A 16,776-nucleotide genomic window follows, 5' to 3' on the forward strand; every position below is an offset into this window, starting at 1 on the left:
CTTGACCTCCACGGTTACCCGCGCCGCCTCCGATCCCTACGCGCCCGCCGGCTTCGGGCACGACCCTTTGTGGCTGGTGATCGTCAAGGCGCTGGCCGTCTTCGTCTACCTGATGCTGATTCCGCTGATCGCCGTGCTCGCGGAACGAAAGATCGTGGCACGCATGCAAATGCGGATCGGCCCCAACCGGACCGGGCCGTTCGGCTCGTTGCAGAGCATCGCCGACGGCGTGAAGATGGCCCTCAAGGAGGACATCGTCCCGGCGATCGTGGACAAGCCGATCTACATCCTGGCGCCGGTCATCTCGGTGGTGCCCGCCTTCATGGCGTTCGCGGTGATCCCCTTCGGGCCCGAGGTGTCGTTCTTCGGTGTCATCACGCCGTTGCAGCTCACCGATCTGCCGGTGGCGGTGCTGTACATCCTCGCGATCACCTCCATCGGCGTCTACGGCATCGTGCTGGCCGGATGGTCGTCGGGCTCGACCTATCCGCTGCTGGGCGGGTTGCGCTCGACCGCGCAGGTCATCTCCTACGAGATCGCGATGGCGCTGTGCTTCGCGACGGTGTTCCTGCTCGCGGGCACCATGGCCACCTCCGGCATCGTGTCCGCGCAGGAAGGCACCTGGTATGTCTTCCTGCTGCTGCCGTCGTTCCTGATCTACTGCGTCTCGATGGTCGGCGAGACCAACCGGGCGCCGTTCGACCTGCCGGAGGCCGAGGGCGAGCTGGTCGGCGGCTTCCACACCGAGTACTCCTCGCTCAAGTTCGCCATGTTCATGCTGGCCGAGTACGTCAACATGGGAACGGTGTCCGCGCTGGCCACCACCTTGTTCCTGGGTGGCTGGCACGCCCCGTGGCCGCTGAACATGTGGGACGGCGCCAATTCCGGTTGGTGGCCGGTGCTGTGGTTCACCGCGAAGGTCTGGACGTTCCTGTTCGTTTTCATCTGGCTGCGCGGCACACTGCCCCGGCTGCGCTACGACCAGTTCATGAACCTCGGTTGGAAACTGCTGATCCCGACCTCGCTGGCTTGGGTCATGGTGGTGGCCACCGCACGGGTGTTGCAGGCCGAGGGCTATCGGGTGCAAACCCCCATCCTGGTGATCGGCGGCTTGGTGGTCACCGGTCTGCTGGTGCTGCAATTCCTGCGGGCGGGCCGGGCGCAGGCGGCGCCGCCACCGGTCGAGCAACCCGTGACCGCGGATTCCCCCGAGTCGACGGTCTTCCTCGGCTTCCCGGTTCCGCCGCTGCCCGCCGACGCGCACACACGCGACGCCACCCGCACCAAAGCCGGGCTGTTCGATCCACTGGGCGGGTTCGCGGTCACCGCGGGCACCATGTTCAAGAAGCCGAACACCGAGTTCTATCCCGAGCAGAGGACGCCGACCGCGCCGCGTTACCACGGCAGACACCAGCTCAACCGGCATCCCGACGGCTTGGAGAAGTGCATCGGCTGTGAGCTGTGCGCATGGGCCTGCCCCGCCGACGCGATCTACGTCGAGGGCGCCGACAACACCGAGACCGAACGGTTCTCGCCCGGTGAACGATACGGCCGGGTCTATCAGATCAACTACCTGCGCTGCATCGGCTGCGGCCTGTGCATCGAAGCCTGCCCCACCCGGGCGCTGACGATGACCAACGACTACGAGATGACCGATGACAACCGGGCCGACCTGATCTACGAGAAGGACCGATTGCTCGCCCCGTTGCAGCCCGGGATGACCCCACCGCCGCACGCCATGCACCCCGGCGCCGACGAGGCCGACTACTACCTCGGCCGGGTGCCCGGCGCGCCTGCCACCAGCGGTGCCACGGCGACCGACGCGCTCCGCAAACCCGCCGCCGCCGGCGCGGAAGGAGTGACACGATGACCGAACTGATCCTGGCCGCGGAGCCACTGACCCGCGCATCCACCGGCGAGACCGTCCAATTCTGGATCCTCGCCCCTATCGCCGTGCTCGGCGCGCTCGGCATGGTGTTCGCCCCCAAGGCCGTGCACTCCGCACTGTGCCTGGCCGCGACGATGATCGCGCTGGCCGCGTTCTACATCGCCCAGGACGCACTGTTCCTCGGCATCGTGCAGATCGTGGTCTACACCGGCGCGGTCATGATGCTTTTCCTGTTCGTGCTGATGCTCGTCGGCGTCGACTCCGCCGAATCGCTGAAGGAGACCATCCGCGGCCAGCGACTCGCCGCCGCCGCGGTAGGCATCGGCTTCGGGCTGCTGCTCAGCGGCGGCATCGCCCACGGCGTGCGCGAATCCGGAACCACTTTCCCCGCCAACGGTTTCCCCGGCCGCAACGTGATCGCCGAATTGGCCGAACTGATCTTCCTGCGCTACGTGTGGGCCTTCGAACTCACCGGCGCCCTGCTGATCACCGCAACCATCGGCGCCATGGTGCTCGCGCACCGCGAGCACTTCGGCCCCCGCACCGATCAGCGTGAACTGTCGCGCCGCCGCTTCCGTGAGAAGGGCCACCGCGCCACACCACTGCCCACCCCCGGCGTCTACGCCAGGCACAACGCGGTGGACATTCCCGCGCGGCTGCCCGACGGGTCGTTCGAGGAACTGTCGGTCAGCACCATCCTGCGGCACCGCCGCACCAGGGCGCTCACCGAAGCGGCCGTCATCTCGGTCGGCACCACGCCCGCGGCGGACGCGGCCGACACACCCAGCGACGAGGAAGGCAACCGGTGAATCCCGAGAACTACCTGTTCCTGTCCGCCCTGTTGTTCACGATCGGCGCGGCCGGAGTGCTGCTGCGGCGCAACGCCATCGTCGTGTTCATGTGTATCGAGTTGATGCTCAACGCGGTGAACCTCGCGTTCGTCACCTTCGCCCGGATGCACGCCAACCTCGACGGACAGGTGTTCGCGTTCTTCACGATGGTGGTCGCCGCGGCCGAGGTGGTCGTCGGCCTGGCCATCATCATGACCATCTTCCGCACCCGCCGCTCGACCTCGGTCGACGACGCCAACCTGCTGAAGTTCTGACGTGGACACCGCAACGCTGTGGCTGCTGCCCGCCCTCCCCCTGGCGGGCGCGATCGTCCTGCTGCTGACCGGACGTTACGCCGACAAGTGGGGCCATCTGCTCGGCACCGCGCTGGCCCTGGCCTCGTTCGTGGTCGCCGCGCTCGCGTTCGCCGACATGCTCGGGCGCGACACCGCCGACCGCGCGGTGCGCGAGGATTTGTTCAGCTGGGTTCCGGTAGCCGGTCTGCAGGTCGACTTCTCGCTGCGACTCGATCAGCTGTCGATCTGTTTCGCGCTGCTGATCACCGGCGTCGGCTCGTTGATCCACATCTACTCGATCGGCTACATGAGCCACGATCCGGCTCGGCGGCGGTTCTTCGCCTACCTGAACCTCTTCCTCGCGGCCATGCTGCTGCTGGTCCTGGCGAACAACTACCTCGTGCTCTACCTCGGCTGGGAGGGCGTCGGCCTGGCCTCCTACCTGCTGATCGGGTTCTGGCACGAAAAGCCCTCGGCGGCAACGGCGGCCAAGAAGGCCTTCGTCGTCAACCGGGTCGGCGACATGGGCTTGGCGATCGCGATGATGGTCATGTTCGCGACGTTCGGGTCGATCGACTTCGACGTCGTGTTCGGCGCCGCGTCCGCCGCGGGCGAGGGCACACTCACCGCGATCGGCCTGTTGCTGCTGCTGGCCGCGTGCGGCAAGTCCGCGCAGGTGCCGCTGCAATCCTGGCTCGGTGACGCGATGGAAGGCCCCACCCCGGTGTCGGCGCTCATCCACGCGGCAACCATGGTCACCGCGGGCGTGTACCTGATCGCGCGCTCCAACGCGATCTTCGACCTCGCACCGAACGCGCGCCTCGGCGTGGTGCTGGTCGGCGCGGTCACCCTGCTGTTCGGCGCGATCATCGGCTGCGCGAAGGACGACATCAAGAAGGCGCTCGCCGCCTCCACCATGAGCCAGATCGGCTACATGGTGCTGGCCGCCGGACTCGGCCCCGCCGGATACGCCTTCGCCATCATGCATCTGCTCACCCACGGGTTCTTCAAGGCCGGGCTGTTCCTCGGCGCCGGTTCGGTGATGCACGCGATGAACGACGAAACCGACATGCGCCGCTACGGCGGACTGCGCACCCTGCTGCCGATCACCTACGTCACCTTCGGCCTCGGCTACCTCGCCATCATCGGTGTTCCGCCGTTCGCCGGATTCTTCTCCAAAGACCGGATCATCGAGGCGGCGTTCAACCAAGGCGGTCTCGGTGGAGTCGCCTTGGGACTGGTCACGCTGCTGGGCGCGGGACTGACCGCGTTCTACATGACGCGGGTCATGCTGATGACGTTCTTCGGCGAACGGCGCTGGAAACCGGACACCCACCCGCACGAAGCCCCCGCGGTGATGACCGGGCCGATGATCCTGCTCGCCCTCGGCTCGATCGGGGCGGGCGCGGTGTTCGTCTTCGGCTCCTCATTGCAGAACTGGCTCGAACCGGTCGTGGGCGCCCACCACGGCACCGAAGCCGTTCCCGCGGCGCTGGTCACCATCCTGGCGCTGGGCGTGGTCGCCGTCGGAGTCTGGGTGGCCTACTCGCAATACGCGCAGCGCGACATCCCCGAGACCGCACCCGAAGCCGTCTCCGCGCTCACCGTCGCGGCGCGCCGCGACCTCTACGGCGACACGGTCAACGAAACGGCGTTCATGCGGCCGGGACAGTACCTCACCCGGGCGCTGGTCTTCCTAGACAATCGCGGCATCGACGGCGTCGTGAACGGCACCGCGGCGCTGATCGGCGGGTTGTCCGCACGAGCCCGGCGTGTGCAGTCCGGCTTCGTGCGCTCCTATGCCCTGTCCATGTTCACCGGCGCGGCCCTGGTGGCCGCAGCCCTGCTGGCGGTGAGGTTGTGGTGAGCGAGTTCCCCTGGTTGACGACGCTGTGGCTGGCGCCGGTCGTCGGTGCGGCGATCGTGCTCGTGCTGCCCGCCGCGCGACGCACGCTCGCGCGCGCGGTGGCACTGGCCATCTCGGTGCTCACGCTCGGTATCGGCATCGCGCTGGCGGTGCGCTTCGATCCCGGCGGCGCGCAATACCAGTTCGTCGAATCCCATCAGTGGATTCCGGCGTTCGGCGCCGGATACACCCTCGGACTGGACGGCATCGCACTGGTGCTGGTGCTGCTGACCGCGGCACTGGTGCCCCTGCTGATCCTGGCGGGCTGGCACGACGAACGCGAAGTCGGCAGCGGCAGGCGGGTGGCCCACACCTACGTCGCGCTCATCATGCTCGTCGAGGCGATGGTGCTGGTCTCCTTCGTCGCCTTGGACATCCTGCTGTTCTACGTCTTCTTCGAGGCGATGCTCATCCCGATGTACTTCCTCATCGGCGGGTTCGGGCCGCGCACCGGCGACGCGCTGGTGCGCAGGCAGCGCTCGCGCGCGGCGGTGAAGTTCTTGCTGTACAACCTGTTCGGCGGGCTGATCATGCTGGCCGCGGTCATCGGGTTGTACGTACTCACCGCCCGCGAAGGTTTGGGCGAAGGGTCCTCGGGCACGTTCGATTTCCGCACCGTCGTCGCCGCCGCCAACGCCGGGCAGCTCGGCGCGGGTCCCGCGGTGCTCAATGCCCTGTTCCTCGGGTTCATGTTCGCTTTCGCGGTGAAGGCGCCCTTGTGGCCGCTGCACACCTGGCTGCCCGACGCCGCCGTCGCCGCCACGCCTTCCAGCGCGGTGCTGATGATGGCGGTGGTCGACAAAGTGGGCACCTTCGGCATGCTGCGCTACTGCCTGCCCCTGTTCCCCGACGCGTCGAGCACCTATGCGCCGCTGGTGATCACGCTCGCGGTGATCGGCATCGTCTACGGCGCGCTGCTGGCCATCGGGCAGACCGACGTGATGCGCCTGATCGCCTACACCTCGATCTCCCACTTCGGTTTCATCATCCTCGGCGTCTTCGCCATGACCAGCCAGGGGCAGACCGGCGCGACGCTGTACATGGTCAATCACGGCATCTCCACCGCCGCACTGTTCCTGGTGGCCGGGTTCCTGGTGTCCCGGCGCGGAACCCGGCTCATCGCCGAGTACGGCGGCGTGCAGAAGGTGGCCCCGGTGCTGGCGGGCACGTTCTTCATCGCCGGTCTCGCGACGCTCTCGCTACCCGGGCTCGCACCCTTCGTCAGCGAATTCCTGGTGCTGATCGGTACCTTCACCCGCTACCAGTTCGCCGCCGTGATCGCCGCGAGCGCGCTGGTGCTCGCTGCCCTCTACGTCCTGTGGCTCTACCAGCGGATGATGACCGGACCGGTGAAGAAAGGCAACGAGCGGATCTGGGATCTCGCCCCGCGCGAACTCGCCGTCGTGGTACCGCTGATCGCCGCGCTGCTGTTCCTCGGCATCTACCCGAAAGTCTTGACCGACTTCATCAATCCCGCGGTGAGCCAGACCCTCACCACCATCGGCCGGACCGACCCCGCACCGTCGACACCACCGGCGGAAGCGGGATCGACCCACCATCCCGGAGGTGTCCACAAATGACCGACCTCGCCTCCACCGCGACGCTCGCCGCGAGCGTTCCCGCGCCGAGCATCGAATACGGCGCCCTGTCCCCCATGCTCATCGTGTTCGGCGCCGCCGTACTCGGTGTACTGGCCGAAGCGTTCGTCGCCCGGCACTACCGCTATGCCACCCATCTGGTACTGAGCGTGGTCGGCTTGGTCGCCGCGCTGATCGCGGTGGTGCTGCTGGCGGGCACCGAATCCACCGCTGTCGCCGGTGCGGTCGCGATCGACGGCGTGACGCTGTTCCTGCAGGGCACGATCCTGGTGGTGTCGCTGCTCGGGATCCTGTTCATCGCCGAGCGCGGAGCCGAGCCGCGTCTGCGGGCGCGGTCGGGCCCCGGAACCTGGAGCCGAGCCGCCGCCACCCTCGAACGCGGTGTGGACGCGTTCACGCCCCAGGCCTCGGCGGTGCCCGGCAGCGCGACCGAAGCCGCGGCGCTGCGCGCGGGTGTCGCGACCACCGAGGTGTTCCCCCTGACGCTGTTGGCCGTCGGCGGATTGCTGCTGTTCCCGGCGTCCAATGACCTGCTGACCATGTTCGTCGCCCTCGAAGTGCTGTCGCTGCCGCTGTATCTGCTGTGCGGTCTGGCCCGGCGCAAGCGGTTGCTCTCCCAAGAGGCGGCGCTGAAGTACTTCCTGCTCGGCGCGTTCTCCTCGGCGTTCTTCCTCTACGGCGTCGCGCTGCTGTACGGCCAGGCGGCTACGGTGCGACTCGGCGGCATCGCCGACGCGATCGCCCAGCATCCGGACAACGCGACGCTGGCGGTCCTCGGGATCGCGATGCTCGCGGTCGGCCTGCTGTTCAAGATCGGCGCGGTGCCGTTCCAGTCCTGGGTGCCCGACGTCTACCAGGGCGCTCCCACCGCGATCACCGGGTTCATGGCCGCCGCCACCAAAATCGCGGCGGTCGGCGCGTTGGTGCGTGTGCTGCAGGTCGCGGTGCCCGGTCTGCGCGACGACTGGCGGCCCATCCTCGCGGCCGTCGCGATCGCCACCATGGCCGTCGGCGCGGTCATGGCGATCACGCAGACCGACGTCAAACGAATGCTTGCGTATTCCTCGGTGGCGCATGCCGGGTTCCTGCTCACCGGCCCGGTGGCGGCCAACGACCGCGGTGTCGCGGCCGTGCTGTTCTATCTGCTGGCTTACGGAATCGGCACACTCGGCGCGTTCGCGGTGGTCAGCTCGGTCCGCGAGCCGGACGGTGACGAGGCCACCGGCCTGCCACGGTGGGCGGGGCTGGGCCGCAGATCACCCTGGCTGGCAACGGTATTCGCGCTGTTCCTGCTTTCCTTCGCGGGGTTGCCGCTCACCAGCGGCTTCGTCAGCAAGTTCACCGTCTTCGAAGCCGCCGCTTCGGGCGGCGCGGCGCCACTGGTCGTCATCGGCGTGATCTGCAGCGCCGTCGCGGCGTTCTTCTACCTGCGGGTCATCGTGCTCATGTTCTTCACCGACCCGCCCGCCGACGCGCCGCTGCTGGTCAGCCCGCCGCTGACGACGACGATCGTGGCGGTCACCGCGGCGATCACGTTCGCGCTCGGTGTCTTTCCGCAGCCGTTGCTCGATCTCGCCGATCAGGCGGCGACGTTCGTTCGCTGACCGGCCCGCTCGCCCCGATGCCGCCGCACGACCGCGGCGGCATCGTCGTCTCACGGCTCGACGCACTCAGGCGCCGCGCCGGCCTTGCAGCGCTTTCGCGATCAGCGCCCGGGCTCGATCGCCGTACTCGGCTTGGTCGGCAAGGATCGCGAAGGTCTTCTCGTGCAGCGCGATCTCGGACGGGCGCGTGATGGTCAGCTCCGCCGAGACCGTCTCGGTCAGCACCTGTGAGCGGTCGTAGATGACGAAGTTCGTCGCGGGGGCGCGGTACTCGGCGCAGATCGGGATGATGCCCAACCGCACAGTCGGGTTGGCCATCACCGCGAGCAGGTGGGCGAGTTGCTCGGCCATGACGATCGCGTCGCCGACCGTGCGCCAGAGCGCGGCCTGGTTGACCACGAAGTGGAACCGGTGTTTCGCCCGGAAGAGCACCTGCTTACGGGTCATGCGCGCGGCCACCGCTTCTTCCAGGTCGTCGCGCCCACCGGTCACCGCGATGCAGGCGGTCAGGATCGCGCGCGCGTAGCCCTCGGTTTGCAGCAGCCCCGGCAACGTGTCCGGCGCGTACCAGCGGATCTGCGAGGTCTGCGATTCCAAATGGATCGATTGCCGTTGCCTGCGCGCGTGCCCGGAGGCGACGGTGCGCTGCCATTCCAGGTACATCGACTGCAGATTGCGCGCATTGGCGACCAGATCGTCCAGCACGGCGGTGTTACCGCACGCTTCACACCACGCGGCGAGGTCCGCTTCCGACGGCGTCTGCTTGCCGCCCTCGATCCGGGAGACCTTGCTCGAATGCCAGCCGCACCTCGCGGCCAGCTCCAGGCCGGTGAGGTGGGCAGCGCGACGAAGTTCACGCAGGCGCGCGCCCAGCACCTCGCGTGCGTCCGACACACCGTTCACTCGGGTACGTGCTCACTCTCGCAATATCGTTGATGATCGATGCCCATGGGCCACAGCCGTTCCCGCACCCGCAGGTACCGGGCGACCAGCGCCGGATCAGTACTGATCGACAGCCCGGTGAACGCCCCGTTCTCGGCGAAGGTGTTGAAGGCCACCGTGTCCGAGTCGAACAGCCAGTAGTCGTCGTGCGGCAGATCCGCCGCGTCGACCAGATGCCGCGGTAGCCAGCGCACCGCCTCGCCGGTGGCGATGTTGTCGTCGGTCGCCGACAACAACCACCGGGTGTAGCCGGTATGCGGGACCGTCACGACACGTAGTCGCTCCAGCGTGACTCCGCGGGTGGCCGACTCGACCATCAGAGCATCCCAGGCTTTCCACGACTCGGGCTGTTCCTCTCGCTCGTACGCTACTCCGGCATCGAAGCGGCGCAACGCTTCCTGCTCGTCCTCCATCAGGTACTGATCTCTCACCTCCAAGTGGAAAGCGCGGAATCGAGCCGCCCGAAAGAGCGGCTCGAAACAGCGGTCACCGGCGACGTGCAGCATCAGCGCACCACCACGGCGGTTTCGTGACAGTCGAGGGTCAACTGGGCGAGCAGTTCGGGGTCGGTGACCGGTTCGCCGGCCACCAGCACCGATCCGCAGGTTCCACTCGGCTCCACCCGTAGCCACATGCCTGGTTCCAGCCAGTCCAGCAATTGGTGCGGTACACGCACCGTGCCCGTGCGGTCGGTGGCATCGCCCTGCACCACGAGCACGCCGGTGTCGGTCGCATACACGGCGGGGCAAGCTCCATGGTCGGATCCGGATCCGAGAAGTCGCAGGTTCATAGCTGATCCTTTGCGAGAGCTGGCGGACGATGTCGTGCAATCGTCCCCACCGGACCCGATGCCGGTCAACGCACTTCGCAAAGTCGCGCAAAATGTGGGCGGCGGTATCGGTGTGGCTTCTACCGTCGATTCGGCAACCCGGGCCACCGCGCCGATGTCGGTCCCGGGCTGCCTTCTCCTCGAGGGAAAGGGCCGCGACATGATGAGACGCCCCAGGACTGCCGCCGATTTCGCGGTGCTGGGTGTGCTGGCGCCGGGCGGGTTGCTCACTGTGGAGCAGCTGGCGCAGCAGGCGCGGCTGACCGCCTGGTCGGTGCGCAGCGCATTGCTGCGCCTGCAGTCGCGCGGTTTGATCATGGACTGCCAGCACCGCGGCCGCTGGGCCATCACGCCGCGCGGCCGCGGCGAGTGGGCCGCGAAGGGCCGCAGATTCACGTTGTGAGCCGGATCCCGAGACTTCGCAGGCGACTCCAGCCGATTCAGGACTTGTCGAGGATTTCGCGCAGCCGGTCGGCGAAGGCGCCGGGATCGTCGACGAATCCGGTGTGTCCACCGGGGAACAGCGTTGGCGTCAGGTCGAGCGCCGCGGCGAGCGCGCGCGAGGTGCGATCACAGAATTGCCCGGCGGATTCCGCGCCGATACCGATGACGAGACGAGTGGACGCGTGGCGCAGGGCGCGGATATCGGGTTCCCAGGTGGTGGTGCCGCGGATCTCGTGGGCGAACCAGTAACGTTCACTGGCCAGCTGCCGCGGGTCGCGCTCCGGGCCGAACATCTGCTCGAGCACCGGCTCGGGCATCGCAATGTTCGCGGCCGCGAAGAACTTCCGCCAAGCGCCGAGCACGTCGCCTCGGGCATAGGTGGCGACGAGGTCGTCGGTCGCGGCTCGATGCGCGTCCCGGTCGGCGATCAGCGCGTTGATCGGTGGTTCGTGCGCGATCGCCGTAGTGACGAGATCAGGACGAGACCGGGCGAGTGCGAGCGCGGTCACCGCACCGCCACTGGAACCGAAGACCACGGCGGGCCCGGCGTCGACATGCGCGATCAGCCGGACGAGGTCGTCGGCGCGCAGTTCCGGCGTCGAGTCCGCTTCGGCGTCCTTCAGCGTGGAACCTTGGTGCCCACGCGGGTCGGTGGTGAGCACGGTGTGGTCCACGGCCAGCAGGTCGGCCAACGGCGCGAACGCGGCGGCGTCCATCGGCGCGCCCGCCAGTACGACCAGCGGGCCCGTGCCACGCAGTTCGTAGTACAGGTGCGCACCCGGGACGTCGAGGGTCCGCGCGGTGACCGCGGACGGCAGATGGGTCATGGGTTCTCCTCGTGCAGTCGGTTCCCTCTTCGGAATGCAGACGATGTGCACGAACGAAATTCATCGACCCAGCGCAGATGATTTCTCCGCAGCCGGCTAGATCGCGGGTAGCTGCTCGCCTTGTACGACTTCGATGTCGAGGTCGATTTTGACGGTGGTGCCGACGGCGGCCACTCCCGCGCGCACGACCGCGTTGTAATCGATCGCGAAATCGTTGCGATGCAACACTGTTTCGGCGTGGAAAGCAGCACGCACGCCGCCCCATGGATCCGCTCCGAAGCCACCGTAGGCGACCTCGAGATCGACCGGACGGCGCTGCCCGTGCAGGGTGAGCTCACCCGGCATCACCCAGGTGTCACCACCGGTACGACGCAACCCGCTGCCGGTGAATGCGATCAGCGGATAGGTGTCGACATCCAAGAACTCCGGCGAACGGAGGTGATTGTCACGCGCGGAGATACCGGTATCGATACTCGCCGCTTTGATCTCCGCGTGTCCGGTGGACCGCTCGAACGGCTCACCGATATCGAGCCGCCCGCTCACCTCGGCGAATCGGGCCTTGATACTCGCTATACCCAGATGACGCACCGTTGCGATCACCGTCGAATGCACCGGATCGATCGTCCACGGCCCCGGTGGCGGTGCCGCCACCGTCCCGGCGATCGGCGCCAACACCATCTCCCCGAGCACACCCGTCCCTGCTGGAGAGATCCGCACGGTCCGGGCTACGGGCTCGAACCCGACAGCGGTGAGCACCGCGGTATGAACACCCGCGGGCAACAGCTCAGTGCCCACCGCCCCGGTCTCGTCGACGACCGCACGGGCGATCTGGCGCCCCGTCATATCCGTCACTGTCAACACCGCGTTCGGCACCGGCCACCCTTGTGCGGTGCGAACACGACCGGTCAATCCGCTCATCGACGATCCTCGATCTCGTAACCGAGCCGCACATCGTGGGCGACCTCGCCACCGGACACGGTGACCTGCCCGGTCACCGGCGGATAACCGCGCGCAACGACGGTGTACTGCCCTTCGGGCAGATCGGTCACGACATACCGGCCGTTCTCGTCGGTGCGTGCCGTGGCGGTCACCTGCCCCGCGGCGTCGAGCACACTGACCAGGACATCCGGCACCGCTCGGCTGCCCTCGGCCCACGCGGAGCCGGCAAGCACCGCCATCGTGGCCAACTCGATGTCATGACGCAAGACACCGCTGTCCGGCACCGTCAATGTGGTGGCACTGGGACGCATATGTCCAGCGACCGCGACCAGGGTATAGACACCTGAGACCACACCGCGACATACGTAGGTGCCGTCGCCGCCTGTGACAGCCGACCCGACCACCTCGCCACGCGGATCGGTCAACGTGACGGTCGCACCCGGCAGCGGCACACCGGGGCCGGCGGTACGAACGACACCCGACAACTCGCCGGAGCCCACCAAGGTCAGATCCAGGCGATGGGGCCGCTGGCCGACCGGCACGTTCACCGCGGTCGGCTGGTGCCCCATCGCCGACACGATCAACACATAGTCACCCGTCTCCGGCGCGGTGATCGCATAACCACCATCAGCAGCGCTGTTCGCCCGCGCGACCTGACGGCCACCGTGATCAACCAACGTCAACACCGCACCCGGCACCGGACGACCGTCTTCACGATGGACACGACCACCCAACGCCCCACCATCGAAGTCCGACCCCGACAAGCCGCCAGTCGATTGACCGTTCTGTGACGGCGCGGCCATCCGGTACACACGACCGTTCTGCTCTACCACCGCATGCCGCCCGATCGACGCGGCTGGGACCGGCTCGGGCAACACCCGCTCGGCGCCTTCCCGGAGTTGGTTTTCCTCCCAGCTCGACTCCGCGAATGCGTCCAGTTCGGCATCCAGTGCGGCCATGTCGTCCGTGGCAGTCGGATCGTCCTGCACCGCAGAGTTTTTCGTGGTCGGGTCGAGTGCGGGATCGATGTCGATCGTGCGGCGCAGCGGACGGTTCGGCAGCAACGCCGCCGCGATGAGCGCGACGACCGTCGCGGCGGCGGCGATGAGGAAGATCCGCCCGGTCGCGTCACCGTAGGAGGCGCGCACGATGGTCGCGATAGGCGCGGGCAAGGCATTGAGATTCAGATTGCCGCCGCCCGTGGTGCCGGTCCGCACGCCGAGCCTGGCGAATCCCTCCGCGGACAGTTCGCTGACCCGGCTGGCCAGCACCGAGCCGAGCACCGAGACGCCGATGGCGCCGCCGAAGGTGCGGAAGAAGGCGACGCTGCTGGAGGCGGCGCCGATGTTGTGCACGCTTACGGTGTTCTGTACGGCCAGGACCAGGTTCTGCATCATCATGCCGACGCCGAGGCCGACGATGGTGATGTAGGCGCCGACCTGCCACAGGTTGGTGGCGTGGTCGATGGTGGACAGCAGTGCGAATCCGGTTACCAGCAGCGCGGCGCCGGCGACGACGAAGCTTTTCCATTTGCCGCGTCGGGTGATGAGCTGGCCGGAGCCGACCGAGGCGATCAGCATGCCCGCGACCAGCGGGATGGTCAGAACACCGGCGATGGTCGGGGAGTAGCCGCGTGCGGTTTGGAAGTATTGGCCCAGGAAGGTGGTCGCGCCGAACATGCCGACGCCGACGGCGATGGAGGCGATGATCGCCAGGGCTGTGGTGGGTTCGGTGACGATCGGCAGCGGGATGATCGGCGACTTGGCGCGGGACTCGACCCACACGGTCGCCAGCAGCAGCACACCGGCGCCGACGTAGAGCGCCGACTCGGAGGAGATCCACGCGTAGTAGTTCGCCTTCCCGGCGAAGGACACCCAGATCAGCAGCACCGAGACACCGGCGGTCAGCAGCGCGGCGCCGAGCCAGTCGATCGACACGCCGTCCTTGCGTTCGGTGGGCAGCCGCAGGGTGCGCTGCAGCAGCGCCAGTGCGATCACGGCCAGTGGCACGCATACGAAGAAGCACCAGCGCCAGCCGAGTGGGCTGTCGACGATGACGCCGCCGAGGATGGGGCCGCCGGACATCGAGACCGCCATCACCGCGCCCATGTAGCCGGAGTAGCGTCCGCGTTCGCGGGGGGCGACGATGGAGCCGATGATCGCGACGACGAGCGCGGTCAGCCCGCCCATGCCGATGCCTTGGACGACGCGCGCGGCCAGCAGTATCGGCACGGTGTGGGCGAGTCCGGCGATGATCGAGCCGATGACGAAGACCACGATGGCCGATTGGACCAGCAGTTTCTTGTTGAAGAGGTCGGCGAATTTCCCCCAGATCGGGGTGGAGGCGGCGTTCGCCAGCAGCGCCGTGGTGATGACCCAGGCGTAGGCGGTCTGCGATCCCTCCAGCTCGCCGATGATCGTCGGCAGCGCGGTCGAGACGATCGTCGTGCTGAGCAGCGCCGTGAACAACGCCGCCAGCAGCCCGGTCATCGCTTCCAGGACCTCGCGGTGGGTCATCGCGGAGGGGTCGCGTCGCGTCACCGACTCGACTGAACTAGACATCTACTTCCTGACTCTCTGTCGAAACCGGCTCGCTCCCGCCCACCGCGGTGTGGTGCGCGACTGCGGCCAGTGAATTCCTGAGCTTCTGAACAACCACGACGGCCTGCTCGGCCTCGTCCTCACTCCAATCGGCGAGAGCGGCCTGCAATCCCCGCGCCCGCGACACTCGGATGCGTCGCAGCAGATCGCGTCCTTGGTCCGTGATTTCGATGAGGGTGGCCCGGCCATCGCTGGGATCGGCATGGCGGGCGATGTCGCCGGAACTCACCAACTCGGCGACATGCCTGCTCAGTGTCGATGGGCTGATGCACAAGTCCACGGCCAGATCCACTTGCCGGCATCGCCCCCTGGCCTCGAGGGACCCCAGCACGCCGACGCCACCCGGAAGCAGGTGCCCTTCTTCCGGGTGCGACAGAACAGCGCGCATCGCACGGCCCATGAAATAGAGCTCAGTTATCAGGCTCCGAGCCGCATCGGGTGATACCGCCATGCCCACTCCCAGCGCGAGAATTAGTTGCTTGTGCTACGCAACTATAGCGTGCTTACTTGCGCTAAGCAATTAACCACTCACAGGTGACCCAGGTGGCCCGCCGCGAACGAGAAGGGCCGAGCCCGCGACGCCGATTGCAAAACTTAAGGGTTCTAGGATAGAAACTAGGAATCCAAGAGCGAGGAGGTGTGCACATGATGGCCCGAGCGGGACTGACCGCGGATCGGATCACGCGGGCCGCGGCCGATCTCGCCGACGAAATCGGCTTGGAGAACGTCACCATGTCGGCGGTGGCCAAGAAGTTCGGCGTCCAGGACGCCAGCCTGTACTCGCACGTGAAGAATCTGCGAGACCTCCGCGCGCGGGTGTCCGTTCTGGCGGCTACGGAGAAGACCGAACTGATCGCGTCCGCCGTGGCCGGTCGCGCCGGACGTGATGCGCTCGCCGCCTACGCCCACGCCTGGCGGGACTACGCCCTGCGTCACCCCGGCCGCTACGCCGCGACCCAGCTTCCGTTCGATCCCGAAATGACGCCCACCGCGACCGGCGCGCTGCACGCCATCGAGCTGACCTACGGCATGCTGCGCGCCTACGGTCTGGCCGAACCCGACCGGACCGACGCGGTCCGCTTGCTGCGCAGCACCTTCCACGGATACAGCGTTCTGGAGGCGACCGGCGGCTTCGGGCACACGCGCTCGACCGCCGAGTCCTGGGAACGCATCATCGACGCCCTGCACGTCGCCCTGGAGCAGTGGCCGACCGACAAGGAGAAATCATGAGATCCGGCACCCTGCGAGTCCCGGGAGCCACTCTGTACTACGAGGTCAGCGGCGCCGGGCCGGTGCTGCTGTTGCTGCCGGGCAGCGGAGGCGACGCGGCGGTGTTCGATCCCATCCTCGAGCCACTCGCACAACACTTCACCGTGGTCACCATCGACCCGCGCGGCTACTCGCGCAGTGTGCTCGACCCCGGCCCACCGGCCGACATCGAGGTCGAGGTGCAGAGCGAGGACGCCCACTTGCTCCTCGAGCACCTCACCCCCGAGGACGAGGACGCTTACGTGTTCGGCGGCAGCGGTGGGGCGGTGGTCGCGCTCGACCTGCTCGCCCGGCATCCCGAGCGGTTGCGTCTGGTTATCGCGCACGAGCCGCCCTCCTTCGGGGTGCTGCCCGATGCCGCCGAGCACAAAGCGTTCGTCGACGAGGTGTACGAACTGTTCGTCACCGACGGTCTCGCCGCCGCGGGCGCCCGCTTCCTCGAAGGCATCGGCGGAGGTGTGCGGATGCCCGAGCCCGCCGAACTCTCCCCGCGCGCCGCGGCGATGATCGAACGCCTGCACGCCAACGCGCCGCGCAACATGGCGCACGAGTTGCGCACGATCACCTCCCATCTCCCCGACGTCGCGGCCTTGGCGCCGGTCAGCGACCGCCTTGTGCTCGGGGCAGGACGAGAGAGCAAGGGCAAGCTCCCCCACCGTCCCGCGGAAGCGCTCGCCGAGCAGCTGAACATTCCGCTCACCGAATTCCCGGGCGGGCACAGCGGATTCACCGACGCACCTGCCGAATTCGCCGATCTGCTGCTCGACTTGCTGCTCGCCGCGCGCGTGGACTGATCAGTGCGGT

At 67.7% G+C, this 16,776-nt stretch carries 15 protein-coding genes and 3 pseudogenes; 10 read left to right on the forward strand and 8 right to left on the reverse strand.

Annotated elements, in window-relative coordinates; translation table 11 throughout:
* Position 1: 1 nt before the first annotated feature.
* From nuoH to nuoN, 7 genes and pseudogenes are all read left to right on the forward strand, one after another.
* Positions 2–1,279, forward strand: a pseudogene (gene nuoH, locus AB0L97_RS08305) (NADH-quinone oxidoreductase subunit NuoH); the annotation flags it as partial.
* 6 nt (positions 1,280–1,285) lie between these two features.
* Positions 1,286–1,870: pseudogene (gene nuoI / locus AB0L97_RS08310) on the forward strand (NADH-quinone oxidoreductase subunit NuoI); the annotation flags it as partial.
* Positions 1,867–2,697: an NADH-quinone oxidoreductase subunit J gene (locus AB0L97_RS08315; protein ID WP_355074000.1), complete on the forward strand. Its 831-nt coding sequence runs from the start codon at positions 1,867–1,869 to the stop codon at positions 2,695–2,697. The pseudogene nuoI and the gene AB0L97_RS08315, both read left to right, overlap by 4 nt.
* Positions 2,694–2,993 (forward strand): NADH-quinone oxidoreductase subunit NuoK, encoded by a 300-nt coding sequence (gene nuoK / locus AB0L97_RS08320; protein ID WP_355074002.1) that lies wholly within the window; start codon positions 2,694–2,696, stop codon positions 2,991–2,993. Before AB0L97_RS08315 ends, nuoK begins: the two co-directional genes overlap by 4 nt.
* A 1-nt stretch (position 2,994) precedes the next feature.
* Positions 2,995–4,881, forward strand: coding sequence for an NADH-quinone oxidoreductase subunit L (gene nuoL, locus AB0L97_RS08325; RefSeq protein ID WP_364426423.1), 1,887 nt, complete (start codon positions 2,995–2,997; stop codon positions 4,879–4,881).
* Positions 4,878–6,500, forward strand: a complete 1,623-nt coding sequence (locus AB0L97_RS08330) for an NADH-quinone oxidoreductase subunit M (RefSeq protein WP_364426426.1) — start codon at positions 4,878–4,880, stop codon at positions 6,498–6,500. Before nuoL ends, AB0L97_RS08330 begins: the two co-directional genes overlap by 4 nt.
* A complete protein-coding gene (gene nuoN / locus AB0L97_RS08335; protein WP_364426429.1) occupies positions 6,497–8,122 on the forward strand; it encodes an NADH-quinone oxidoreductase subunit NuoN in 1,626 nt (541 codons plus the stop codon). The genes AB0L97_RS08330 and nuoN overlap by 4 nt, the downstream gene beginning before the upstream one ends.
* A gap of 66 nt (positions 8,123–8,188) precedes the next feature.
* Here the strand turns inward: nuoN and AB0L97_RS08340 are convergent, their stop codons facing one another.
* From AB0L97_RS08340 to AB0L97_RS08350, 3 genes are read right to left on the reverse strand one after another with little or no spacing between them, the layout of a single operon-like run.
* Entirely contained in the window at positions 8,189–9,016 is an 828-nt protein-coding gene (locus AB0L97_RS08340) for a helix-turn-helix transcriptional regulator (protein ID WP_364426432.1), read from the reverse strand.
* 5 nt (positions 9,017–9,021) lie between these two features.
* Positions 9,022–9,570 (reverse strand): DUF6879 family protein, encoded by a 549-nt coding sequence (locus AB0L97_RS08345; RefSeq protein WP_355074012.1) that lies wholly within the window; start codon positions 9,568–9,570, stop codon positions 9,022–9,024.
* Complete coding sequence (locus tag AB0L97_RS08350) at positions 9,570–9,854, reverse strand: hypothetical protein (protein WP_364426436.1); 285 nt, start codon at positions 9,852–9,854, stop codon at positions 9,570–9,572. The genes AB0L97_RS08345 and AB0L97_RS08350 overlap by 1 nt, the downstream gene beginning before the upstream one ends.
* A 199-nt stretch (positions 9,855–10,053) precedes the next feature.
* Here AB0L97_RS08350 and AB0L97_RS08355 point away from each other — a divergent pair, with 199 nt between their 5' ends.
* The gene (locus AB0L97_RS08355; RefSeq protein WP_159929549.1) at positions 10,054–10,296 is read left to right on the forward strand and encodes a helix-turn-helix domain-containing protein; all 243 of its coding nucleotides are present in this window, start codon (positions 10,054–10,056) and stop codon (positions 10,294–10,296) included.
* A 37-nt stretch (positions 10,297–10,333) separates the two neighbouring features.
* On the opposite strand, the gene AB0L97_RS08360 is transcribed toward AB0L97_RS08355, so the two are convergent.
* From AB0L97_RS08360 to AB0L97_RS08380, 5 genes and pseudogenes are all read right to left on the reverse strand, one after another.
* Positions 10,334–11,164: an alpha/beta hydrolase gene (locus AB0L97_RS08360; RefSeq protein WP_364426441.1), complete on the reverse strand. Its 831-nt coding sequence runs from the start codon at positions 11,162–11,164 to the stop codon at positions 10,334–10,336.
* Between the two features lie 96 nt (positions 11,165–11,260).
* A complete protein-coding gene (locus AB0L97_RS08365; protein ID WP_364426444.1) occupies positions 11,261–12,082 on the reverse strand; it encodes a YceI family protein in 822 nt (273 codons plus the stop codon).
* Positions 12,079–13,062: a carboxypeptidase-like regulatory domain-containing protein gene (locus AB0L97_RS08370; protein ID WP_364426781.1), complete on the reverse strand. Its 984-nt coding sequence runs from the start codon at positions 13,060–13,062 to the stop codon at positions 12,079–12,081. The genes AB0L97_RS08365 and AB0L97_RS08370 overlap by 4 nt, the downstream gene beginning before the upstream one ends.
* A 66-nt stretch (positions 13,063–13,128) precedes the next feature.
* A pseudogene (locus AB0L97_RS08375) lies at positions 13,129–14,619 on the reverse strand (MFS transporter); the annotation flags it as partial.
* A gap of 37 nt (positions 14,620–14,656) precedes the next feature.
* Complete coding sequence (locus AB0L97_RS08380) at positions 14,657–15,154, reverse strand: MarR family transcriptional regulator (protein WP_364426447.1); 498 nt, start codon at positions 15,152–15,154, stop codon at positions 14,657–14,659.
* Positions 15,155–15,348: 194 nt separating this feature from the next.
* Here AB0L97_RS08380 and AB0L97_RS08385 point away from each other — a divergent pair, with 194 nt between their 5' ends.
* Together AB0L97_RS08385 and AB0L97_RS08390 are read left to right on the forward strand one after the other, a co-directional pair.
* Positions 15,349–15,933 carry a WHG domain-containing protein gene (locus AB0L97_RS08385; protein ID WP_364426450.1) on the forward strand — a complete coding sequence of 195 codons (585 nt, stop codon included), beginning with the start codon at positions 15,349–15,351 and terminating at the stop codon, positions 15,931–15,933.
* Positions 15,930–16,766: an alpha/beta hydrolase gene (locus AB0L97_RS08390; RefSeq protein WP_364426453.1), complete on the forward strand. Its 837-nt coding sequence runs from the start codon at positions 15,930–15,932 to the stop codon at positions 16,764–16,766. The genes AB0L97_RS08385 and AB0L97_RS08390 overlap by 4 nt, the downstream gene beginning before the upstream one ends.
* The last annotated feature ends 10 nt before the right edge of the window (positions 16,767–16,776 follow it).

This window comes from Nocardia sp. NPDC051911 (assembly GCF_040681035.1).
GTDB lineage: Bacteria > Actinomycetota > Actinomycetes > Mycobacteriales > Mycobacteriaceae > Nocardia > Nocardia sichangensis.

What these genes read in the sequence shown, in the direction of transcription:
- AB0L97_RS08360 (WP_364426441.1), bottom strand. Translation starts at nt 11,164, where the DNA reads ATGACCCATCTGCCGTCCGCGGTCACCGCGCGGACCCTCGACGTCCCG.
- AB0L97_RS08315 (WP_355074000.1), top strand. Translation starts at nt 1,867, where the DNA reads ATGACCGAACTGATCCTGGCCGCGGAGCCACTGACCCGCGCATCCACC.
- AB0L97_RS08350 (WP_364426436.1), bottom strand. Translation starts at nt 9,854, where the DNA reads ATGAACCTGCGACTTCTCGGATCCGGATCCGACCATGGAGCTTGCCCC.
- AB0L97_RS08385 (WP_364426450.1), top strand. Translation starts at nt 15,349, where the DNA reads ATGATGGCCCGAGCGGGACTGACCGCGGATCGGATCACGCGGGCCGCG.
- AB0L97_RS08380 (WP_364426447.1), bottom strand. Translation starts at nt 15,154, where the DNA reads ATGGCGGTATCACCCGATGCGGCTCGGAGCCTGATAACTGAGCTCTAT.
- AB0L97_RS08370 (WP_364426781.1), bottom strand. Translation starts at nt 13,062, where the DNA reads ATGGCCGCACTGGATGCCGAACTGGACGCATTCGCGGAGTCGAGCTGG.
- nuoN (WP_364426429.1), top strand. Translation starts at nt 6,497, where the DNA reads ATGACCGACCTCGCCTCCACCGCGACGCTCGCCGCGAGCGTTCCCGCG.
- AB0L97_RS08355 (WP_159929549.1), top strand. Translation starts at nt 10,054, where the DNA reads ATGATGAGACGCCCCAGGACTGCCGCCGATTTCGCGGTGCTGGGTGTG.
- AB0L97_RS08345 (WP_355074012.1), bottom strand. Translation starts at nt 9,570, where the DNA reads ATGCTGCACGTCGCCGGTGACCGCTGTTTCGAGCCGCTCTTTCGGGCG.
- AB0L97_RS08365 (WP_364426444.1), bottom strand. Translation starts at nt 12,082, where the DNA reads ATGAGCGGATTGACCGGTCGTGTTCGCACCGCACAAGGGTGGCCGGTG.
- AB0L97_RS08390 (WP_364426453.1), top strand. Translation starts at nt 15,930, where the DNA reads ATGAGATCCGGCACCCTGCGAGTCCCGGGAGCCACTCTGTACTACGAG.